The organism is Xanthomonas sp. NCPPB 1068, from assembly GCF_041479385.2.
GTDB lineage: Bacteria > Pseudomonadota > Gammaproteobacteria > Xanthomonadales > Xanthomonadaceae > Xanthomonas > Xanthomonas cannabis.
This window is the reverse complement of the sequence record NZ_CM192986.1, coordinates 3,825,987-3,847,046: the sequence shown is the minus strand read 5'-3', so window position 1 is coordinate 3,847,046 and position 21,060 is coordinate 3,825,987. Positions and strand designations below refer to the sequence as shown.

Below are 21,060 nucleotides of genomic sequence, written 5' to 3'. Positions count from 1 at the left end.
AATGCCTCCCGGTGTCATGGTGGTCCCGGCAGCTGTGGGGAATCCACCTAGGGCGGGCCGAAAACCCCGGTGATAGATTTGCCGCAGGCCTGTCAGTGCATACCGGCAGGCGGGGCCAGCAGGCACGGACGAGGGGACGGAAGCGTGGACAGGGTCGGGGCGCAGACGCATGCAGGCTGCGTTCGCAGCACAGGTGTGCTGCGGGCGGCGCTGCTGTGGCTGTGGGTCGCGCTGTGCTGCGCGACGCTCGGGTTGCCGCTGGCTGGCGCGCAGGAGCTCGACCACACCGCCTATCACACCGTCACGCGCTGGAACATGGACGACGGCCTGCCGCACAACCTGGTGCATGCGGTAGCCCAGGGCGAGGACGGGCTGATCTGGCTCGGCACCTGGGAAGGCGTGGCGCGGTTCAACGGTCGCGACTTCACCGTCTACGACCGCCAGAACACCCCGGGCGTGGAACTGGGGGGCGTGTTCGTGGTGTTGCGCGACAGCACCGGCGGCATGTTGTTCGGGACCGCCTTCGACGGGGTCTACCGGTACCGGGATGGCAAGTGGCAGCAATTGGGCGATGCCTCGGCGCGCCATCTGGCGGTCAGCGCGTTGCTGCGTCGTGCCGATGGCGCGTTATGGGTGGGCACGCCGCAGTCGCTGTACCGGATCGAGCCGGATGGGCGCCTGGTCGATGTCGGGCGCCAGGCCGGGTTGCCGCACGCGCGCATCACCGCGCTGTCGGCCGACGACACCGGCGAGCTGTGGGTGGGCACCGAAGTCGGCTTGTACCGGCTGCCGCGCACCGGCGGTGCAGCAGAAGCCTGGGGCAAGGCGCATGGTATGCAGGCCGTACCGGTCCGACGGCTTGCCAGCGATCGCCAGGGCGGCCTGCTGGTCGCTGGCGACGATGGCGTGTGGTGGTGGGGCCGCGCCGGCGGGCTGCAACGGTTTCGCCAGGGCCAGCGGGTGGATGCGCTGTTGCTGGATCGGCGCGGGCATCTGTGGATGAGCATGCCCAGCGGCACGCTGCTGGTGCATCGTAGCGCCGGGGTGCCCGACGAACAGGTGCAGATCTCCGGTGTCGCCAGCCCGGCATTGCTGGAAGATGCCGAGGGCCTGATCTGGGTCGGCAGCACCCATGGCCTGTTCCGGATTGCCGAAGGCGCCGCGCACGGCGTCACCCAGGATGACGGGCTGGCCTCGGATTACGTGCGCACGGTGTTGCAGACCCGCGATGGCACTGTGTGGGTCGGCAGTGCGGTCGGCCTGGACCGCTGGCGCAACGATCAGATCAGCCGGGTGTCGCTGTTGCCGTCCGAAGGTGGCCGGATCCTGGAGCAATCGGTGCTGTCGCTGGCCGATGCCGGCGACGGCGGGGTCTGGGCCGGCACCTACAGCCAGGGCGTGCTGCGGCTGGACGCGCAGGGCAGGGTCTTGGTGCGCATCGGTGCGGACGATGGGTTGCCCTCGCTGTCGGTGCGGGCGGTATTGCCCGATGGCGAGGATCTGTGGATCGGCACCACCGGCGGGCTGGTGCGCTGGCGGCATGGCAAGGCGCGTCGTTACACCGCGGCCGACGGTGTGCCTGATGGTTCGGTGCAGGCGCTATACCGCGATGCACAGGGCATCATCTGGATCGGGACCGATCGCGGCATGACCGGTCTGTCGCCGGGTGGCAGCACGCGTGCGTGGCTGGGCGAGCAGGATTTCCCTGGGCAGAACGCCTTCGACTTCCTGCGTGACGCCAGCGGCGATCTGTGGATCGCCAGCGATCGTGGCCTGCTGCGCCTGCATGGCGAGCAGTTCCGCGTCTACGACCACCGCGTAGGCCTGCCGCGCGACAAGGTGTTCCGCGTGATCGACGATGGCCGCGGCTACCTGTGGCTGTCCAGCAATCACGGCGTGTTCCGCATCGCGCGCAGCGACTTTGACCAGATCGATGCCGGCACCCGCGAGCAGTTGAGTGTGGAGGTGGTGGACCGCAGCGACGGCATGCCCGGGAACCAGGGCAACGGCAGCAGTTCACCGGCCGGTTGGCTGACCTTGTCCGGGCAATTGCTGTTTCCCACCGCCGCCGGCCTGGGCGTGATCGATCCGGCGCGCGTCGGCACCTTGCAAGGTCACCGCGTGCCCATCGTGTTCGAGCGCTTGCTGGTCGATGGCATGGTGCAGCCGGTGAGCGGCCCGCATCGCTTTGGCGCCGAGACGCGGCGCATCGCCATCGGCTATGCCGGGCTGAATTTCCGCGGGCCCGACAAGGTGCGTTACCGCTATCGCCTGGAAGGCTTCGACCCGGAATGGGTGGACGCCGACACGGCCACCGAGGCGGTGTACACCAACCTGCCGCCGGGCCGCTTCCGTTTCCGTGTGCAGGCGATGTCGCTGCCGGTGGACTGGCGACAGACCGCGCTCCTTGGCGAATCCAGTCTGGTCATCGCACTGGCTCCGCCGTGGTGGCGCCGTGGCGAGGTGATCGCGCTGGGCGTCCTTGCGCTGGCCAGCCTGATTTACGGGTTTTACCTGTGGCGTACGGCCAGCTACCGGCGAAGCCAGCGCCAGCTCAATACCGTGATCGACCGGCGCACACGCGAACTGCGCGAGAAGAATCTGGCCCTGCAGCAGGCCAGCGCGGAGCGTGAAGCCCTGATGCAGCAACTGGAATACCGTGCCAGCCATGACGTGCTCACTGCATTGCCCAACCGGCGCGAAGCCGAGCGTGTGCTGCAGCAGTGGTTCGACGCTGCACGCAGCGGTGGCCCGGCACTGGCGCTGGCGCTGATGGACATCGACCACTTCAAGCACATCAACGACGCGTACGGCCATGACGTCGGTGACGCGGTGTTGAGCGCGCTGGGCGATGCCTTGAGCGCCCAGGATCAGGCGCAGTGTTTCGCCGCGCGCCATGGCGGCGAAGAGTTCCTGCTGGCCGCCACCGGGCTGGACGCGGTGCAGGCACGCGCGCTGTTCGAGCGCATGCGGCAACGCCTGGCGGCGATCGAAGTGGATGCGCACGGCACCAGCGTGCAGTGCACCGCAAGCATGGGCATGGCGATGAGCCACGAAGCGCCGACGCGGCGCGAACTGCTGGCATTGGCGGACCGTCGCCTGTACCAGGCCAAGCGGCAGGGGCGCGATCGGCTGGTCGACCACTGACCTCGTGCCGGCGTATTACGTTGTCTGTCGCGTATAGCAGTGCAGAACAGCGGTGGCTGGATGCGCCTGTTCTTGCGTGCGATGCGTGAGCGCTCCGCTAATGTCTTTATCCTTGTGACACTGTGCGGACCAGCGGCGCAGCAGTGCTGGCATGTGGGTGCGGATGCGAGCGGAGCATGTCGTGCACCATGCGCTCCAGGGAACGCGTCACGTCTGGTCTGCCTGTGCGTTCAACAACGCCACAAACGCCTGCGCCGCACGTGACAAGGTACGCCCGCCGTGCGTCACGCAGCCCAGCTCGCGCGACAGCGTCACATCGGCCAGCGGCAGCGCGACGATCTGATGGTCGATCATGCGTTCGGGCAACACGCTCCAGGCCAGCCCCACCGATACCAGCATCTTGATCGTCTCCAGATAATTGGTGGTCATGCGCAGGTGTGGCGCCAGGCCCCGCTCGGCAAACAGCCCGGCGACGATGCGATGGGTGAACGTGCCGGGGTCCGGCAGCACTGCCGGGTGCGCGACCACGTGTTCCAGGGTCACCTCCCGCAGGGCGGCCAATGGATGGTCGGGCGCCACCACGAACTGCAGACGGTCGTGCCAGATTGGCCGCGCGCGCAGCGGCGCGCGCGTGTCCGGTGCCAGGGTGGTCACAGCCAGTTCGACCTCGCCGCGTAGCACCGCCGCATATGCCAGTTCCGAATCCAGAAACTGTATGTCCAGCGCGGCTTGCGGGTGCTGCGCAGCGAAGCGACGCAGCAACGCCGGCAGGCGGTGCAGGCCCACGTGGTGGCTGGTGGCCAGGCTCAGGCGCCCGCCAACCGAGGCCCCGAGGTGCTCGAGCACGCGGCGGGTGTCCTCTAGCTCGGCAAGTATGCGTTGGGCGCGCGGCAACAGGGCCTGCCCGGCCTCGGTCAGCACCACCTGGCGGCCCAGGCGATCGAACAACCGCGCCGACAACTGGCCCTCCAGCAAGGCGATGCGCTTGCTCACCGCCGGTTGGGTGAGGTGCAGCGCCTCGCCGGCCGCCGAGAAGCTGCCGCTCTGGGCAATGGCCACGAATGCGTTGAGGCTTGCGAGATCCACTGGCATTCCTGAAATTCATTTGTTGAATAAACAATATGAATTTGCGTTATCCAAGGCAAGCTCCTAGCATCGATCTCAGCCAGGTGGGCGCACCCACCATTCGCCACCCGGATTGCCGCGATGACTGCCAAGACGCTGTACGACAAGCTGTGGGAACTGCATGAGGTCGCCCGTCGTGACGACGGCTCCTCGCTGATCTACATCGACCGCCACATCCTTCACGAGGTGACCTCGCCGCAGGCCTTCGAAGGCCTGCGTCTGGCCGGGCGCACGCCATGGCGCATCGATGCCAACATTGCCACCCCCGACCACAACGTGCCGACCACACGTGCCGAGCGCCAGGGTGGGCTGGAGTCGATTTCCGATGAAGTCTCGCGCCTGCAGGTGCAGACCCTGGACGAGAACTGCGACGACTTCGGCATCCTCGAGTTCAAGATGAACGATGCGCGCCAGGGCATCGTGCACGTGGTCGGCCCGGAGCAGGGCGCCACGCTGCCGGGCATGACCGTGGTCTGCGGCGACTCGCACACCTCCACGCATGGCGCATTCGGTGCGCTGGCGCACGGTATCGGCACCTCGGAGGTCGAGCATGTGCTGGCCACGCAGTGCCTGATCGCCAAGAAGATGAAGAACATGCAGGTGCGCGTGGAAGGCACGCTGCCGTTCGGCGTGACCGCCAAGGACATCGTGCTGGCGGTGATCGGCAAGATCGGCACCGCCGGCGGTAACGGCCACGCACTGGAATTTGCCGGCAGCGCGATCCGCGACCTGTCGATGGAAGGGCGCATGACCATCTGCAACATGTCCATCGAAGCCGGCGCCCGCGTGGGCATGGTGGCGGTGGACGAAAAAACCATTGCCTACGTCAAGGGCCGCCCGTTCGCGCCCAAGGGCGCCGACTGGGATGCGGCTGTCGCGTTGTGGAGCACGCTGGTCTCCGATTCGGACGCGCACTTCGACACCGTGGTGGAGCTGCGCGCCGACGACATCAAGCCGCAGGTCAGCTGGGGCACCTCGCCGGAAATGGTGCTGGCGGTGGATCAGCAGGTGCCGGACCCGGCCGCCGAGCAGGACCCGACCAGGCGCGACTCGATCGAGCGCGCGCTGAAATACATGGGCTTGCGTGCAAATCAGCCGATCACCGAGATCCGCCTGGATCGCGTGTTCATCGGCTCGTGCACCAACTCGCGCATCGAAGACCTGCGCGCCGCCGCCGCAGTGGCCAAGGGCCGCAAGGTCGCTTCCACCATCAAGCAGGCGTTGGTGGTGCCGGGCTCGGGTCTGGTCAAGGCACAGGCCGAAGCAGAAGGCCTGGACAAGGTATTTCTGGAGGCCGGTTTCGAATGGCGCGAGCCGGGTTGCTCGATGTGCCTGGCCATGAACCCGGACAAGCTCGGCAGCGGCGAACATTGCGCCTCCACCTCCAACCGCAACTTCGAAGGCCGCCAGGGCGCCGGTGGACGCACGCATCTGGTCAGCCCGGCGATGGCCGCTGCCGCGGCGGTGAGCGGACACTTTGTCGATGTGCGTGGCTTGCAGGGAATCGAGAATCGGGAATAGGGAATCGCCAAAGCCCGCTTCCTGCTCTGCCTATTCCCAACTCCCCATTCCCCATTCCCGGCACTCCAATGACTCCTTTCACCCAACACACCGGACTGGTCGCGCCGCTGGATCGCGCCAACGTCGATACCGACCAGATCATTCCCAAGCAGTTCCTCAAGTCGATCAAGCGCACCGGCTTCGGGCCGAACCTGTTCGACGAATGGCGGTATCTGGATATCGGCGAGCCCGGCCGCGACAACAGGCAGCGCCCGCTCAATCCGGAGTTCGTGCTCAATTTCCCGCGCTATCAGGGCGCCAGCGTGCTGCTGGCACGCGAGAACTTCGGCTGCGGCTCCTCGCGCGAGCATGCGCCGTGGGCACTGGACGAGTACGGTTTTCGCGCCGTGATCGCGCCCAGCTTCGCCGACATCTTCTTCAACAACAGCTTCAAGAACGGCCTGCTGCCGATCGTGCTGGCGGAAGCGGAAGTGGATGCCTTGTTCGAGCAATGCCTGGCCACCGAGGGCTATCAGCTCACCGTGGATCTGGCCGCACAACGTGTGCGCCGTCCCGATGGCGTGGAATACGGTTTCGACATCGACGCCTTCCGCAAGCACTGCCTGCTCAACGGGCTGGACGATATCGGCCTGACCCTGCAAGACGCCGATGCAATCGGTCGTTTCGAGCAAGGGCATCGCGCACGCCAACCGTGGTTGTTCGGCGCGTTGCAGTAATGCTTGCGTCGTGAACGCCGCAGCACAATGAAAAACGGGTGCGGTAGCGCCCTTCCACGAGGATTGCATGAGCAAGCAGATTCTGATTCTTCCCGGCGACGGCATCGGCCCGGAAATCATGGCCGAAGCGGTCAAGGTGCTGACGCGCATCGATGCGCAACACGGCTTGGGCTTCACCCTGGTGTACGACGAACTGGGTGGCGCGGCCTACGACAAGTACGGCAGCCCGCTGGCCGATGAAACGCTGGAGCGTGCGCGCGCTGCCGATGCGGTGCTGCTGGGCGCCGTCGGTGGCCCGCAGTGGGACACCATCGACCCGTCGCTGCGGCCGGAGCGCGGCCTGCTCAAGATCCGCTCGCAGCTGGGCCTGTTCGCCAACCTGCGCCCGGCGTTGCTGTATCCGCAATTGGCCGATGCGTCCACGCTCAAGCCGGAGGTGGTGTCCGGGCTGGATCTGTTGATCCTGCGCGAGCTCACCGGCGGCATCTATTTCGGTCAGCCGCGCGGCACGCGCACGCTGGATAACGGCGAGCGTCAGGCCTACGACACCTTGCCGTACAGCGAAAGCGAGATCCGCCGCATCGCCAAGGCCGGCTTCGACATGGCGCGCTTGCGCGGCAAGAAGCTGTGCTCGGTCGACAAGGCCAACGTGCTGGCATCGAGCCAGCTCTGGCGTGCAGTGGTCGAAGAAGTCGCCAAGGACTACCCGGATATCGCGCTGTCGCACATGTACGTGGACAACGCGGCCATGCAATTGGTGCGTGCGCCCAAACAGTTCGACGTGATCGTGACCGACAACATGTTCGGCGACATCCTGTCCGACCAGGCATCCATGCTCACCGGCTCGATCGGCATGCTGCCGTCGGCCTCACTGGATGCCAACAGCAAGGGCATGTATGAGCCCTGCCACGGCTCGGCGCCGGACATCGCAGGCAAGGGCATCGCCAATCCGCTGGCGACCATCCTGTCGGTGGCAATGATGTTGCGCTACACCTTCGCGCAATCGGCTGCAGCGGACGCCATCGAGCAGGCTGTCGGCAAGGTGCTCGACCAGGGCCTGCGCACCGCCGACATCTGGTCGGAAGGCACTACCAAGGTTGGTACCGTGGCTATGGGCGATGCAGTGGTGGCCGCGCTGTAAAGCGCCTGCTTCCGACGCGTTGTAGCTGTTCTGGTGGCTATCGTTCTTCGGGCGATAGCCACTTTCGTTTGGTGGCTCTCCATGTGTGATCACATCAGTCAAGCGAAGCACTCGCATGGAAATTCTAGATGCTGTGCGCAAGATTGATCGGTGCGAAGTTGGTCGGCAGCGCGGCGCCGCATCCAGTGTCGGGACACGCGGTGAATCCGTCCGTGGAGGCTCGGTGGCGGCATCCATGCCGCCACACGGTCCCGCCCCCGGACGCGACACCACGCTTCCACCATTGCTATCGTTGATCGGCAAGCAATGCTTCAAGCACGTGTTGATGCCTGCAGACTTCCCAGCCGATGTGATCGGCAAGCCATCTATCTGCTCACGTCGCCAGGATGGACGCTCCAAGGACCTTCAGCTCAACATGCCCTCTGCATTTCTTTCCGCAACCGATAGCAATTGGTGGTGCTTGCGCGGGTGCCGGTGTGGGACCTTGAGCGGCATGGATGCCGCGCCAGAGCCTACATGGACGTACTTGCGGCGTGTCCCACGCCGGTACACGTGCACGCGCCCGCAGTAGCCCGACGCACTTGCAAGAAAGTTGGAACACCAAAACCAAAACGGCCAGCAGATCACTCTGCCGGCCGTCAGGTTTGCATCGTCCAGCGAATGAGCAGTGTTATGCCACCGCCGCGGTCTTGCCGGCGATCACGCCGCGCTCGCGCTGACGCAGCAGGCGGTTGGCCACATCCAGCCACGCCAGGGCGCTGGCTTCGATGATGTCCTTGCTGGTGCCGGTGCCTTCGTATTCCACGCCGTCGTGGCGCACGCTCAGGCTGGCTTCGCCACGCGCATCCGCGCCGATGCCTACGCTGTGCACCTGGTAGCTGTCCAGCTCCAGCTTCACGCCGGTCGCCGAGGCCAAGGCCCCGAAGAGTGCATCCACCGGCCCGTTGCCCTGCGCCGTCTCGGCCACGCGGTTGCCTTCCGGGTCGGACAATTCCACCAAGGCGTTCGCACGGCTGCCCACATCGCTGATGGTCATCGACGCCAGGCGGTAGCCTTCCTGCACGGTGGCGTCCTGCATCATCGCCTGCAGGTCGGCGTCGGTGACCACGCGCTGCTTCTCGCACAGCGCCTTGAACTGCTCGAACACCAGCTTGACTTCTTCTTCTTCCAGCAAGTAACCCAGTGCACGCAGGCGCTGTTCCACCGCGGCGCGGCCGCTGTGGCGGCCCAGCACCATCTGCGACGACTCCCAGCCCACGTCTTCCGGACGCATGATTTCGTAGGTGCCGCGATGGCGCAGCATGCCGTGCTGGTGGATGCCCGATTCGTGCGCGAACGCATTGCCGCCCACCACCGCCTTGTTGCGCTGTACCGGCATGCCGACCAGGCGCTGCAGCAACTGCGAGGTGGAGACGATGCGTGGGGTATTGATGTCGGTATCGATGTTGTAGAACGCACCGCGCACCTTCAGTGCCATGGTGATTTCTTCCAGCGCGCAGTTGCCTGCACGCTCGCCGATACCGTTGATGGTGCACTCGACCTGGCGTGCGCCGCCTTCGATGGCGGCCAGCGAATTGGCCACGGCCAGACCCAGGTCGTTGTGGCAGTGCGCGCTGAAGATCACGTTGTCGGCAGCGTCGACGCTGGCGATCAGCCGCGAGAACATGCCGCGGATTTCTTCGGGCGTGGTGAAGCCCACCGTGTCGGGCAGGTTGATCGTGGTGGCGCCGGCCGCAATCGCCACGCGGGTGACCTCGATCAGGAAATCTTCCTCGGTGCGTGTGGCGTCTTCGGCAGAAAACTCCACATCGTTGATATAGCTGCGCGCCAATGTCACGTGCTTGTGTACCGATTCCAGCACCTGCTCGCGGCTCATCCGCAGCTTGTGCTCACGGTGCAACGGGCTGGTCGACAGGAAGACATGCAGCCGCGGATTGGCAGCCGCTTCCAGCGCCTTGGCCGAGGTTTCGATGTCGGTTTGCAGGCAGCGCGACAACACGGCCAGCGTCGGGCGACGCAGCTCGCGGCCGATCATCGCCACCGCTTCGCGGTCCGACTGCGAGCTGGCCGGGAAACCGGTTTCGATGATGTCCACGCCGAGTTCGTCCAGCGCGCGCGCCATGACCAGCTTCTGCTGGGGCGTCATGCTGCAGCCGGGGGATTGCTCGCCGTCGCGCAGGGTGGTGTCGAAAATTCGGATACGCGGGGTCTGGTTGGATACGTTCGTGTTCACCAGGAAGACTCCTCTACGGCGATGGCGGTGACAGGCGTTGAAGCGACTGCGGATGGGCGGGAAAGAGCGGGTGGTTGGTTGGGTGGCTTGACGCTGCGTTCGTTGCGAAGCCGCTCGGTGTTGCGACGACGCGGTTTGCGTGGCGGACGCGGCCGCACCTCGGACAAGAGTGTGGCCAACACGGTTGCGTCGATATTACCGCCAGAGACCACCGCACATTTGCGTTTGCCTGCCACACGGCGACCGGCGGCCAGGGCCAGGGCACCGGCGCCTTCGGCAATTACGTGTTCTTCCAGTGCCAGGCGCACCAGGGTTTCGCGTAATTCGGCCTCGCGCACGATCACCACGTCGTCGAGCAGGCTCGAGCACAGGCGGCGGGTGAGGAAGCCCGGGATCTTGACCTTGACGCCATCGGCCAGCGTGGGCACGGGGGCGATTTCGCGCAGGTCGCCGCGCACGGCGCGCGCCATGGAGTCCACGCCTTCGACCTGTGCGCCGACCACGCGCACGCCCTGCGACTTGAGCGCCAACGCAATACCGGAGGCCAGCCCACCACCGCCGATCGGCACGATCACCACGTCCGGCGCATGCGCCGCCAGCTCGATGCCCACCGTGCCCTGGCCGGCGATCACGTCCGGGTCGTCGAAGGCGGACAGGAAACGATAGCCGTTCTGGTCGGCCAGCTCGCGGGCAAAGGCGAAGGCCTCGTCGTAACTGTTGCCATGCTGGCGCACGGTGGCGCCCCAGTGCGCCACGCCGGCGATCTTGGTCTGCGGCGCGCCGTGCGGCATCACCGTGATGGCCTGCACACCCAGCCGATAGGCCGACCACGCGACACCTTGCGCGTGATTGCCGGCCGAGGCGCAGATCACCGGACGTTCGTCGCCGCGCTCCAGTCCGGCCAGCAAGGCATTCAATGCGCCGCGCACCTTGTAGGAACCGGTGCGCTGCAGGTTTTCCAGCTTCAACCACACGCCGAAGCGTTCGGCGTAATGCAGCGGCGTGGGCGAGAGGTACTTGCGCAGGCGTGCCTGTGCAGCCAGCACGTCGGCCACACTGACGGCCACGTCGCCTACGTCGGGCTCCTGCGTGGTGGGGCGGCCGGAATCAGGCATTGCGGCACGCGCGCGGCCGATCCGGAAGAAGACACCTCCGGACAGCGGTCTGGTGGTCACGCGAGGTCTGCATGCGCGGAGCCTGGGTGCTCATGCAGCGGCCTCGACCGATTCCAGCGTGGTGATGCTGACCGATTCGCAGTCGTAGACCTTTTCCAGCTGCAGGCGCAGCGTCTCCGGTGGACGGCTGCTGTCCACGTCCAGTTGCAGATGCCAGCGGCCGGCATCGTCCGGCGCCGCAGCGCCCTGGATGGCGCACGGGCGGAACCCGCGGCGCTCGGTCATGCCGATCACCCGCACCAGTGCGCCTTCGGCCGGCTTCAGCACCAGATCAAGCCGGTAACGCATGCGTCGTCTCCTTGGCCGCGTATGCGGGGTTGCTGTCCAGCATGGTGCTGTTGGCGTTGTTGGGCGGCACCAGTGGCCAGACGTTGGCACGCGCATCGATGGCCACATGCAGCAGGCCTGGGCCCGGTTGCGCCAGCAGGTCGGCCAGCGCGGCATCCACGTCGCCACGCGCGATGATGCGCTTGGCCGGGATGCCGAACACCTGCGCCAAGGCCGCGAAATCCGGGTTGTCGGACAGATCGATCTCGCTGTAGCGCTCGGCGAAGAACAACTCCTGCCACTGCCGCACCATGCCCAGCGAACTGTTATCCAGCAGCACGATCTTCACCGGCAGCTTGCAGCGCGCGATGGTCACCAGCTCCTGCACGTTCATCATGAAACTGCCATCGCCGGAGACCAGCACCACGGTGCGGTCGGGGCAGGCGAACTGCGCGCCCATCGCCGCCGGCAGGCCGAAGCCCATGGTGCCCAGCGCGCCGCTGGTGAGGTGATTACGCGGATCGTTGAAGCGGCAATGCTGGGCCACCCACATCTGATGCTGGCCGACATCGCAGGCGATGATGGTGTCGGCCGGCGCCACTTCGCTCAGGCGCTTCAGCAGCGCCGGCGCATAGATATCGGTGCCGGGCGCGTCGTAGCGCGCGCCAAATTTTTCGCGGTTGGCAAAACAGCGCGTGCGCCAGGCCTGGCAGTTGCCACGCGCCGCACTCAATGCTTTCAGACTCGTTGCCACGTCGCCGGGCACCGCGATATCGGCGGTGCGCAGCTTGGAGATTTCATACGCGTCGGCATCCAGATGGATGACACGCGCAAACGGGGCGAACTCGCTCAGCTTGCCGGTGGCACGGTCGTCGAACCGTGCGCCCACCACCACCAGCAGGTCGCATTCCTGGATGGCCATATTGGCCGCACGGGTGCCGTGCATGCCCAGCATGCCCAGGTAATCCGGATGCGCATGCGGTAACGCGCCCAGGCCGCGCAAGGTGAGCGCGGTCGGGATGCCGGTGGCTTCGACAAAGCGCCGGAATGCGTCCACTGCGCCGGCCAATGCGATCCCGCCACCGCCATAGACCACCGGGCGCTCGGCACCGGCGATTGCCGCCAGTGCATCGGCCAGTTTCGCGTCCGCAGGTGCCGGCGGCGGCAACACGGCCGCTGGCACGTGCTCAGGCAGGTGCGACGCATCGGCAATCTGCACGTCCTTGGGCAGATCGATCAACACCGGGCCCGGGCGACCCTCGCGCGCAATGCGAAATGCCTCGCGCACCATCTCCGGAAGATCCTCCACACGCCGCACCAGGAAGCTGTGCTTGACGATCGGCATGGTCATTCCGAACACGTCCAGTTCCTGGAACGCGTCGGTGCCCAGCAACGGCGTGGCGACCTGGCCGGTCAGGCACACCATCGGCACCGAATCGAGCATGGCGTCGGCAATGCCGGTGACCAGGTTGGACGCGCCCGGGCCGGACGTGGCCACGCACACGCCGACCCGGCCGCTGGCACGTGCATAGCCGTTGGCGGCTAGTGCGGCGCCCTGCTCGTGACGGACCAGGATGTGCTTGAGCCTGGAATCCACCAGGGCGTCGTAGAACGGCATGATGGTGCCGCCCGGATAGCCGAAAAGCGTTTCCACGCCTTCGGCTTCCAGGGCCTGCGTCAGCCAGCGCGCGCCGTTGCGGGGCGTGCTGTGTGCGGAGGTGTTCATGCGTTGCGGACCTTCGGTGTTAAGCGGTGGGGGATGCGGCGGCGTTACGCCGCCTGTTGATTCGCCGGTGCGGCGGCGGCCTGCTGTTCGCCGTTGAGCCACACCATCTTGGCGCGCAGCTTCTTGCCCACTTCTTCGATCGGGTGCTCCAGATCGGCCTGCTTGAACTTGCTGTAGTTCGGCAGGCCGGCTTCGTATTCGGCCACCCAGTTCTTGGTGAAGGTGCCGTTCTGGATGTCAGTCAACACGTCCTTCATGCGCGCCTTGGTGCTGGCGTCGATCACGCGCGGGCCGCTGACATAGTCGCCGTATTGGGCGGTTTCGGACACGAATTCCAGCATGCGGGTGATGCCGCCTTCGTAGAACAGGTCCACGATCAACTTCAATTCGTGCAGCACTTCGTAGTACGCGATTTCCGGCTGGTAGCCGGCTTCCACCAATACTTCGAAACCGGCCTGCACCAGCGACGAGGCGCCGCCGCACAGCACGGCCTGCTCGCCGAACAGATCGGTTTCGGTCTCTTCCTTGAACGTGGTCTTGATGATGTTGGCGCGCGCGCCGCCCAGGCCGCCGGCATAGGTCAGCGCGAACTGCTCGGCCTTGCCGCTGGTGTCCTGGTACACCGCATAGATGCACGGCACGCCGCGGCCGATTTCATATTCGCGACGCACCAGCGCGCCCGGGCCCTTGGGCGCGACCAGCACCACGTCCAGATCGGCGCGCGGGGTGATCATGTCGAAATGCACGTTCAGGCCATGCGCGAACAACAGGCAGGCGCCCTGCTTCATGTTCGGGGCGATGACCTCTTCATAGAGCTTCTTCTGCACCATGTCCGGGGTCAGGATGGCGACCAGGTCCGCGCTCTTGACCGCCTCGGCCGGGGCCACGACGGTGAAGCCGTCGGCCTGGGCCTTGGATTCGGTCGGGCCACCGGCACGCAGGCCGACGGTGACGTCGAAGCCGGAATCGCGCAGGTTCAGCGCATGCGCGCGGCCCTGGCTGCCGTAGCCGATGATCGCGATTTTCGGTTGGATGTCGTTGCTCATGAAGGTGTCCTTGCGGGGTTGGCAGTGGAGATGGGCAGTGGAAAGAGATCAGCCGGCAGTGCAGACACTGGCCGGCTGAGCAAAGCGGGGATGAGCAACGCCGCCGCACATGCAGGCGCAGACAGCAGCACCGGTGCGGGCATTGCTGGAAGACGTTCTGGCGATGTTGGTGATGTCGTTCATGTCATTCATGTCATTCGAAACTTTTGGTGATCCCTGAAACGCGAAACCCCGCGCCGTTGCCGGCGCGGGGTCTGATCGAAGCCTTGTGTGTTTGTTGCCTACACGAAGTCTCGTCCCGCACCGGTTGGCGAGGTAATAAGTACGAGCACGAGAAGCGACGCTGCCGGCACGCCGAAGGGCGCGGGCATCGGAGCGTTCGAGGTGGTGTGGCGGTGCGGCATGGGCCTGAGATAACCACCGCGGCCGGTGAGGTGTCAACCCTTGCGGCTGAAACATCCGCATTCATGCGGCCGGCGGTGCGCCAGGCCGCATGACAGCAGCATGGTTGCGGCTGAAACCGGATCGCCCGCGCGCCGGAATCGTCAACGGACATCACCAACTGCGCGGTTTTTCCGTGCGCGATGGCATCGAACGAGCGCCGCGACAGAGGCCGCTGGTATGGTGAGTCCTTCATCCGTCGTGTCATGGGGAGCTGTTGATCATGCGTCGCGTACCTGTCTTGCTGGTGTCTGCCCTGGCCCTACTCGCGCCGCCTCTCGGCGCCGCCGACCGGATCACCGGGCAGCCCTTCGCCACCCGCTCGGAGGTCATTGCGCCGCATGCCATGGCCGCGACCTCGCAACCGCTGGCGACCCAGATCGCCCTGGACGTGATGAAGAACGGCGGCTCGGCGGTCGACGCGGCGATCGCGGCCAATGCGGCGCTGGGCCTGATGGAGCCCACCGGCAACGGGGTGGGCGGGGATCTGTTCGCGATCGTGTGGGACCCCAAGACCAGCAAACTTTACGGTTACAACGGTTCGGGCCGCTCGCCCAAGTCGCTGACCCTGGCCGAGTTCCAGCGTCGCGGCCTGAAGGACATTCCGCCCACCGGCCCGCTGCCGGTCTCGGTGCCGGGCGCGGTGGACGGCTGGTTCGCCCTGCATGAGCGCTTCGGGCGCAAGCCGATGGCGCAGAACCTGGCGCCGGCCATCCGTTACGCGCGCGAAGGCCATCCGGTGGCCGAAACCATTGCCTATTACTGGGACCGTTCGGTACCGCGCCTGTCGCAATACCCCGGCTTCAAGGAGCAGTTCACCATCGACGGCCACGCCCCGCGCAAGGGCGAGCTGTGGAAGAACCCGAACCTGGCCAACACGCTGCAGCAGATCGCCGACGGCGGCCGCGATGCGTTCTACAAGGGCGAGATCGCGCGCACCATCGGTGCCTACTTCAAGGCCAATGGCGGCTACCTGAGCTACGAAGACATGGCCAGCCATCAAGGCGAGTGGGTGGAGCCGGTCAGCACCAACTATCGCGGCTACGACGTCTGGGAACTGCCGCCCAACAGCCAGGGCATCGCCGCGCTGCAGATGCTCAACATCCTGGAAGGCTACGATTTTTCCAAGATCCCGTTCGGCTCGGCCGAGCATGTGCACCTGTTCACCGAGGCCAAGAAGCTGGCGTTTGCCGACCGTGCGCGCTTCTACGCCGACCCGGCCTTCCAGCCCGCACCGCTGGCCAGGCTGGTGTCCAAGGACTACGCGGCCCAGCGCCGCGCGCTGATCTCCATGGATAAGGCGCTCAAGGAAGTACAGCCGGGCACACCCAAGCAACTGGAAGAGGGCGACACCATCTACATGACCGTGGCCGATGCCGACGGCATGATGGTGTCGCTGATCCAGTCCAACTACCGCGGCATGGGCAGCGGCATGGCGCCGCCGGGGCTGGGCTTCATCCTGCAGGACCGCGGCGAGATGTTCGTGCTGAAGAAGGATCACCCCAACGGCTACGCGCCGGGCAAGCGGCCGTTCCAGACCATCATCCCGGCCTTCGTCACCAAGGACGGCAAGCCGTGGCTGAGCTTCGGCGTGATGGGCGGTGCGATGCAGCCGCAGGGCCATGTGCAGATCGTGATGAACCTGGTGGACTTCCACATGAATCTGCAGGAAGCCGGCGACGCGCCACGCATCCAGCATGAAGGCTCCACCGAGCCGACCGGCCAGGCCACGGCGATGAGCGATGGTGGCGAGGTCAATCTGGAGACCGGCTTCTCCTACGACACCATCCGTGCGTTGATGCGCAAGGGCCACCGGGTGATCTTTGCCGACGGCCCATATGGCGGCTATCAGGCGATCTCGCGCGATCCTGCCAGCGGGGTGTACTACGGCGCCTCGGAAAGCCGCAAGGATGGGCAGGCCGCCGGATATTGAGCGGGCTGGCGCGGTGCCGCGCGACTCAACTCCAGGCCCGGCGCGCCGCTAATGCTATCGATGGATTAGGAGTCCCCATGAGCTCGATGCAATCGCCCGACCCGCCGTCGCAGATACAGGCGGCCCAGCTTCCCGACGCGCCGGTGGCCCTGCTGCGGCTTTCGGCCGAGGCGTGTCTGGTGGCGTGCAACCGCGCCGGCCTTGATGTACTGGGCAAGACCGCCGGCGAGCTGCAGGGCGCGCCGGCATCGGTGCTGTGGGGATTGAGCGCAGCGGATCTGGTCGGCGAAGAGGGCGTCTGGGCGGCACCGGGCGACGATCCGGCGCGGCGCGTGCGCTACGTGCGCGAGCGCGCGCACGGCGGCTGGATGCTGTCGCTGCCGCACGTGGAAACCGCAATCCTGCTGCGCGAAGCCACCCGCCTGGCCGATGACAGCCGCCCGGTGCCGATTTCGCCGCTATTGCAGCCGTTGGTGGCGCGCCTGCAGGCCGAGCATGAAGATCGTACGGTGCTGGAGCGCACCGCGCAGGCGCTGGCCGGCTGCGAACTGGAGTTGCTGTTGCCGCCCGGCCTGGCGGAGACCGAGATGGGACGCCGGCTGCAGGCCGGCTTCGGCAATCTGGCCGAAGCGATCCGGCAGGCTGTGGCGCTGTCGGTGCAGATCGCCGCTGAAGTGCCGCCGCTGGTAGCCGAAAACGACGACATGGTGCGCCAGTCGCAAGCACAGACCGAAGCGCTGGACGGCGCGCGCATGGCGGTGGAACGGCTTTCGTCCAGCCTGCACGACGTCAATGCCGAGCTGGGGCAGGTGATCGCGCTGGCGGCCAGTGCCGATGACAGTGCGCGGCAGGGCGTGGCGGCGGCGCACGCGCTGGGCCAGGCCATGCACGAAGTGGAGCGCCGGGCCGCGCGCGCCGGCGAGGTCATCGAAGTCATCGATTCGGTGGCGTTCCAGACCAACATCCTGTCGATCAATGCCAGCATCGAAGCGGCGCATGCTGGCGATGCCGGGCGCGGCTTTGCGGTGGTCGCCACCGAAATCCGCCGCCTGGCAGAGCGCGCCGCAGCGGCGGCACGCGACGTGCGCGCCATCCTCGCCGAAACCAGCGCCGCAGTAGGCGAGGGCGCGGCCTCTGCGCGCGGCACCGAAGCGGTGCTCGACGGCATCACCCGCGTGCTTGGGCAGGCCAGCAGCGCGATGACCACGGTGGCCGGGCGCATCCAGGCGCAGGACGGCGAGATCCGCGGCATCGAGCGCGCCGTGGATGGCGTGGTGGCCCTGGGCCGCAGCAACCTGCAGCACGCCGCGCATGTGGCCGAACGCAGCGAAGCGCTGGAGCGCGGTACCGAAACCCTGCGCGACTGCGTGGGGTTGTTCCGGTTGCCGGCCGACCCGCTGCAGGTGCCCCGGCACGCGCGCGTCAAGGAGCTGGCCGTAGCCACCGCGGGCAAGATCGGGGCGGCATTGGCGCAGGCCATTGCGCGCGGCCAGATCGATGAAGCCGCATTGTTTGCCCGTACCTACACGCCGATCGCCGGTGTCGAACCGCCCAAGTTCACTACCGACTTCGACGCGCTCTGCGATCAGGTGTTGCCGCCGTTGCAGGAGCCGCTGCTGGATGCGCACCCGTGGATCGTGTTTGCCATCTGCGCCAATCCCGACGGCTACGTGCCCACCCACAACCTGCGCTTCACCCAAGCGCTGACCGGCGATGCCAAGCGCGACCTGGTCGGCAACCGCACCAAGCGCAAGTTCACTGACCGCGTCGGCCGCAGCGTCGGCGCACACACCGACCCGTACCGCCTGCAGGTCTACCGCCGCGACACCGGTCAGATCATGTTCGACCTGTCGGCCCCGATCTTCGTCGATCGCAAGCACTGGGGCGGCCTGCGGGTGGGTTACACGCTGGAGTGACCGGCGGCATCCGGCCGGACCCTGGCTGCCGTGCGTGAACGCGGCAACCTAAAAAAAGCCGCCGGAATCGGCGGCAGGGAGAGAGAGCAGGTTTCTTGTTGTAGTGCCGGCAGGCTAGTTGCACGGTGTGCCGCGGAAATGTCTGCGCATGTCAGCGAGCAGGCACCAAGCGTCCTGTTCAGCTCTTGGTGATCTGCAAGGTCGCTTCGTATTCAGACTGCTGCCGATCGCGAATCATGGTCGCCGGCCGTCCGGGATCGTTCGGCAACAACAAGCGCGTCCAGCTGGCTACGCCTCATCCGGTTAACGGGGTGAACGCTGCCTCCCTGCGGATGCGCTTTCTCGTCAGTCCCTCCCGCAAAGCTGCGCGCGCGCCGTGAGCGCAGGCGATGTGGTTTAATCGCCGCCGAAGTGGGGGTACCGCAGCGCGCTGCGGTTGAGATAGTCCCTTCGAACCTGATCCGGCTCATACCGGCGTAGGGAAGCTTCGTTAGATGCGAGGGTCCGTGCCTGCACGGGCACCTGAGTGTTGAGCGCCGCCGCTTCGTCCGCACTGCGACTCCTTCGCAGGGCCAGCACACAGGACGAATGCCATGAATGCCGCGCCCACCGTTTTGCAGCAACAAGCCCAGTCGCTGTCGCAGGCTGTGACTCAGCCGATTCCCGGCTCACGCAAGATCTTCGTGCAAGGCTCGCGCGCGGATCTGCAGGTGCCGATGCGCGAGATTGCGTTGACGCGCACGCCCACCTTGTTCGGTGGCGAAGACAATGCGCCGCTCAGCGTCTACGACACCTCCGGGCCCTACACCGACCCACAGGCGGCCATCGATCTGGCTGCCGGTCTGGCACCGCTGCGCACGCAGTGGATTGCCGAGCGCGGCGATACCGTGGCGCTGGATGGATTGAGTTCCAGCTTCGGGCGCGGACGCGAGCACGATGCGCGGCTGGATGCGGTGCGTTTCCCGGCGCGTCGTCTGCCGCGCGTGGCTCGGGAAGGCGCCAACGTCACCCAGATGCATTACGCACGGCGCGGCATCATCACGCCGGAGATGGAGTTCGTGGCGATCCGTGAAAATCAGCGGTTGGAGGCGGTGACCGATGCGATCTTGCGCAAGCAGCATCCCGGCGAGTCGTTCGGTGCGGCGATCCAGCAGCGCATCACGCCGGAATTCGTGCGTGACGAGATTGCACGCGGCCGCGCGATTCTGCCCAACAACATCAATCACCCGGAAAGCGAACCGATGATCATCGGTCGCAATTTCCTGACCAAGATCAACGCCAACATCGGCAACAGCGCGGTGTCTTCGGGCATCGCCGAAGAAGTGGAAAAACTGGTGTGGTCGATCCGCTGGGGCGGCGACACGGTGATGGACCTGTCCACCGGCAAGCACATCCACGAAACGCGCGAGTGGATCATCCGCAATTCGCCGGTGCCGATCGGCACGGTGCCGATCTACCAGGCGCTGGAAAAAGTGGACGGGCGCGCCGAAGCGCTCACCTGGGAGATTTTCCGCGACACCTTGATCGAGCAGGCCGAGCAAGGCGTGGATTACTTCACCATCCATGCCGGTGTGCTGTTGCGCTACGTGCCGCTTACCGCAAAACGCGTCACCGGTATTGTCTCGCGTGGTGGCTCGATCATGGCCAAGTGGTGTCTGGCGCATCACAAAGAGAATTTTCTCTACACGCACTTCGAAGACATCTGCCAGATCATGAAGGCCTATGACGTGGCGTTTTCGTTGGGTGACGGCCTGCGCCCGGGCTGTATTGCCGATGCCAACGACGCGGCGCAATTCGGCGAGCTGGAAACGCTGGGTGAGTTGACCAAACTGGCCTGGAAGCACGATGTGCAAACCATGATCGAAGGCCCGGGCCATGTGCCGATGCAGTTGATCAAGGAGAACATGGACAAGCAGTTGCGCGAATGCGGCGAAGCGCCGTTCTATACCCTGGGGCCCTTGACCACTGATATCGCGCCCGGTTACGACCACATCACCAGTGCGATCGGCGCGGCGATGATCGGCTGGTTCGGCACGGCGATGCTCTGCTACGTCACGCCGAAGGAGCACCTGGGTCTGCCCAACCGGCAGGACGTGCGCGACGGCATCATGGCCTACAAGATCGCCGCACACGCGGCCGACCTCGCCAAGGGGCATCCCGGGGCGCAGGTGCGCGACAACGCCCTGAGCAAGGCGCGTTTCGAATTCCGTTGGGACGACCAGTTCCATCTCGGGCTGGATCCGGAAAAGGCCAGGGAGTTTCACGACGAAACCCTGCCCAAGGACGCGCACAAGCTGGCGCACTTCTGCTCGATGTGCGGGCCGCACTTCTGTTCCATGAAGATCACCCAGGACGTACGCGACTACGCGGCCGAGCACGGCATGGGCGCCGAGCACGCGTTGTCGGCCGGCATGGAAGAAAAGGCGTCGCAGTTCCTGGCGCAGGGCGCACAGGTGTATCGCGCGTCCTGATGCCGCCAGGCTCCCGCCGCCTGGCTCGCGCGACGAGGTCGCTTAGCAGGAATTCAGGTTATCGCGCGCAGATCGCATCGTGGTGCGCAAGTGCCATGGTGCGATCGCGCTGCAAGCGATTACACAACACAAGGCTCTTGACGCTTCTACCTGAATCGCAGATAAAAAAATCGCGCCAGAAGGCGCGAAGGGAACATCGTCG

Annotated in this window: 14 protein-coding genes and 1 riboswitch; of the genes, 7 read left to right on the top strand and 7 right to left on the bottom strand. The window is 65.9% G+C overall.

From position 1 onward, the window contains the following. Positions 1-144: 144 nt before the first annotated feature. Entirely contained in the window at positions 145-3,147 is a 3,003-nt protein-coding gene (locus tag ACCQ12_RS16300; RefSeq protein ID WP_372382249.1) for a two-component regulator propeller domain-containing protein, read from the top strand. A 207-nt stretch (positions 3,148-3,354) separates the two neighbouring features. On the opposite strand, the gene ACCQ12_RS16295 is transcribed toward ACCQ12_RS16300, so the two are convergent. Next, the gene (locus tag ACCQ12_RS16295) at positions 3,355-4,233 is read right to left on the bottom strand and encodes a LysR family transcriptional regulator (RefSeq protein ID WP_047696994.1); all 879 of its coding nucleotides are present in this window, start codon (positions 4,231-4,233) and stop codon (positions 3,355-3,357) included. 120 nt (positions 4,234-4,353) lie between these two features. Here ACCQ12_RS16295 and leuC point away from each other — a divergent pair, with 120 nt between their 5' ends. The 3 genes from leuC (at position 4,354) to leuB (ending at position 7,650) form a co-directional block, all read left to right on the top strand. Further along, positions 4,354-5,793 carry a 3-isopropylmalate dehydratase large subunit gene (gene leuC, locus ACCQ12_RS16290; RefSeq protein WP_372382248.1) on the top strand — a complete coding sequence of 480 codons (1,440 nt, stop codon included), beginning with the start codon at positions 4,354-4,356 and terminating at the stop codon, positions 5,791-5,793. 68 nt (positions 5,794-5,861) lie between these two features. After that, positions 5,862-6,509, top strand: a complete 648-nt coding sequence (gene leuD / locus ACCQ12_RS16285) for a 3-isopropylmalate dehydratase small subunit (RefSeq protein ID WP_166752179.1) — start codon at positions 5,862-5,864, stop codon at positions 6,507-6,509. A 67-nt stretch (positions 6,510-6,576) separates the two neighbouring features. Continuing rightward, positions 6,577-7,650 carry a 3-isopropylmalate dehydrogenase gene (gene leuB / locus ACCQ12_RS16280; protein ID WP_184385939.1) on the top strand — a complete coding sequence of 358 codons (1,074 nt, stop codon included), beginning with the start codon at positions 6,577-6,579 and terminating at the stop codon, positions 7,648-7,650. Between the two features lie 670 nt (positions 7,651-8,320). On the opposite strand, the gene ACCQ12_RS16275 is transcribed toward leuB, so the two are convergent. The 6 genes from ACCQ12_RS16275 to ACCQ12_RS16250 all read right to left on the bottom strand — a co-directional run bounded on the left by ACCQ12_RS16275 (position 8,321) and on the right by ACCQ12_RS16250 (position 14,280). Next, positions 8,321-9,883, bottom strand: coding sequence for a 2-isopropylmalate synthase (locus tag ACCQ12_RS16275; RefSeq protein WP_047696942.1), 1,563 nt, complete (start codon positions 9,881-9,883; stop codon positions 8,321-8,323). Then, a complete protein-coding gene (locus ACCQ12_RS16270) occupies positions 9,880-10,950 on the bottom strand; it encodes a threonine dehydratase (RefSeq protein WP_228888285.1) in 1,071 nt (356 codons plus the stop codon). The genes ACCQ12_RS16275 and ACCQ12_RS16270 overlap by 4 nt, the downstream gene beginning before the upstream one ends. 138 nt (positions 10,951-11,088) lie before the next feature. Continuing rightward, entirely contained in the window at positions 11,089-11,346 is a 258-nt protein-coding gene (locus tag ACCQ12_RS16265; RefSeq protein WP_166752157.1) for an ACT domain-containing protein, read from the bottom strand. Next, positions 11,330-13,051: an acetolactate synthase 2 catalytic subunit gene (gene ilvG / locus ACCQ12_RS16260; protein WP_372382247.1), complete on the bottom strand. Its 1,722-nt coding sequence runs from the start codon at positions 13,049-13,051 to the stop codon at positions 11,330-11,332. The genes ACCQ12_RS16265 and ilvG overlap by 17 nt, the downstream gene beginning before the upstream one ends. Positions 13,052-13,095: 44 nt before the next feature. Then, positions 13,096-14,097, bottom strand: coding sequence for a ketol-acid reductoisomerase (ilvC, locus tag ACCQ12_RS16255; protein ID WP_184438382.1), 1,002 nt, complete (start codon positions 14,095-14,097; stop codon positions 13,096-13,098). Positions 14,098-14,145: 48 nt separating this feature from the next. Continuing rightward, on the bottom strand, positions 14,146-14,280 hold the full coding sequence (locus ACCQ12_RS16250) for a hypothetical protein (RefSeq protein ID WP_372382246.1): 135 nt from the start codon (positions 14,278-14,280) through the stop codon (positions 14,146-14,148). 481 nt (positions 14,281-14,761) lie between these two features. Between ACCQ12_RS16250 and ggt the strand changes: the two genes are divergently transcribed. The 3 genes from ggt (at position 14,762) to thiC (ending at position 20,858) form a co-directional block, all read left to right on the top strand. Further along, positions 14,762-16,471, top strand: a complete 1,710-nt coding sequence (gene ggt / locus ACCQ12_RS16245) for a gamma-glutamyltransferase (protein WP_372382245.1) — start codon at positions 14,762-14,764, stop codon at positions 16,469-16,471. A 77-nt stretch (positions 16,472-16,548) separates the two neighbouring features. Continuing rightward, a complete protein-coding gene (locus tag ACCQ12_RS16240) occupies positions 16,549-18,387 on the top strand; it encodes a methyl-accepting chemotaxis protein (protein ID WP_166749239.1) in 1,839 nt (612 codons plus the stop codon). A gap of 403 nt (positions 18,388-18,790) precedes the next feature. After that, a riboswitch (TPP riboswitch) is annotated at positions 18,791-18,888 on the top strand. Positions 18,889-18,980: 92 nt separating this feature from the next. Beyond that, a complete protein-coding gene (thiC, locus tag ACCQ12_RS16235) occupies positions 18,981-20,858 on the top strand; it encodes a phosphomethylpyrimidine synthase ThiC (protein ID WP_372382244.1) in 1,878 nt (625 codons plus the stop codon). The last annotated feature ends 202 nt before the right edge of the window (positions 20,859-21,060 follow it).

Coding starts and splice junctions, on each gene's coding strand:
- leuD (WP_166752179.1), top strand. CDS start 5,862: ATGACTCCTTTCACCCAACACACCGGACTGGTCGCGCCGCTGGATCGC.
- ilvC (WP_184438382.1), bottom strand. CDS start 14,097: ATGAGCAACGACATCCAACCGAAAATCGCGATCATCGGCTACGGCAGC.
- ggt (WP_372382245.1), top strand. CDS start 14,762: ATGCGTCGCGTACCTGTCTTGCTGGTGTCTGCCCTGGCCCTACTCGCG.
- thiC (WP_372382244.1), top strand. CDS start 18,981: ATGAATGCCGCGCCCACCGTTTTGCAGCAACAAGCCCAGTCGCTGTCG.
- ACCQ12_RS16250 (WP_372382246.1), bottom strand. CDS start 14,280: ATGAACGACATCACCAACATCGCCAGAACGTCTTCCAGCAATGCCCGC.
- ACCQ12_RS16240 (WP_166749239.1), top strand. CDS start 16,549: ATGAGCTCGATGCAATCGCCCGACCCGCCGTCGCAGATACAGGCGGCC.
- leuC (WP_372382248.1), top strand. CDS start 4,354: ATGACTGCCAAGACGCTGTACGACAAGCTGTGGGAACTGCATGAGGTC.
- ACCQ12_RS16265 (WP_166752157.1), bottom strand. CDS start 11,346: ATGCGTTACCGGCTTGATCTGGTGCTGAAGCCGGCCGAAGGCGCACTG.
- ilvG (WP_372382247.1), bottom strand. CDS start 13,051: ATGAACACCTCCGCACACAGCACGCCCCGCAACGGCGCGCGCTGGCTG.
- leuB (WP_184385939.1), top strand. CDS start 6,577: ATGAGCAAGCAGATTCTGATTCTTCCCGGCGACGGCATCGGCCCGGAA.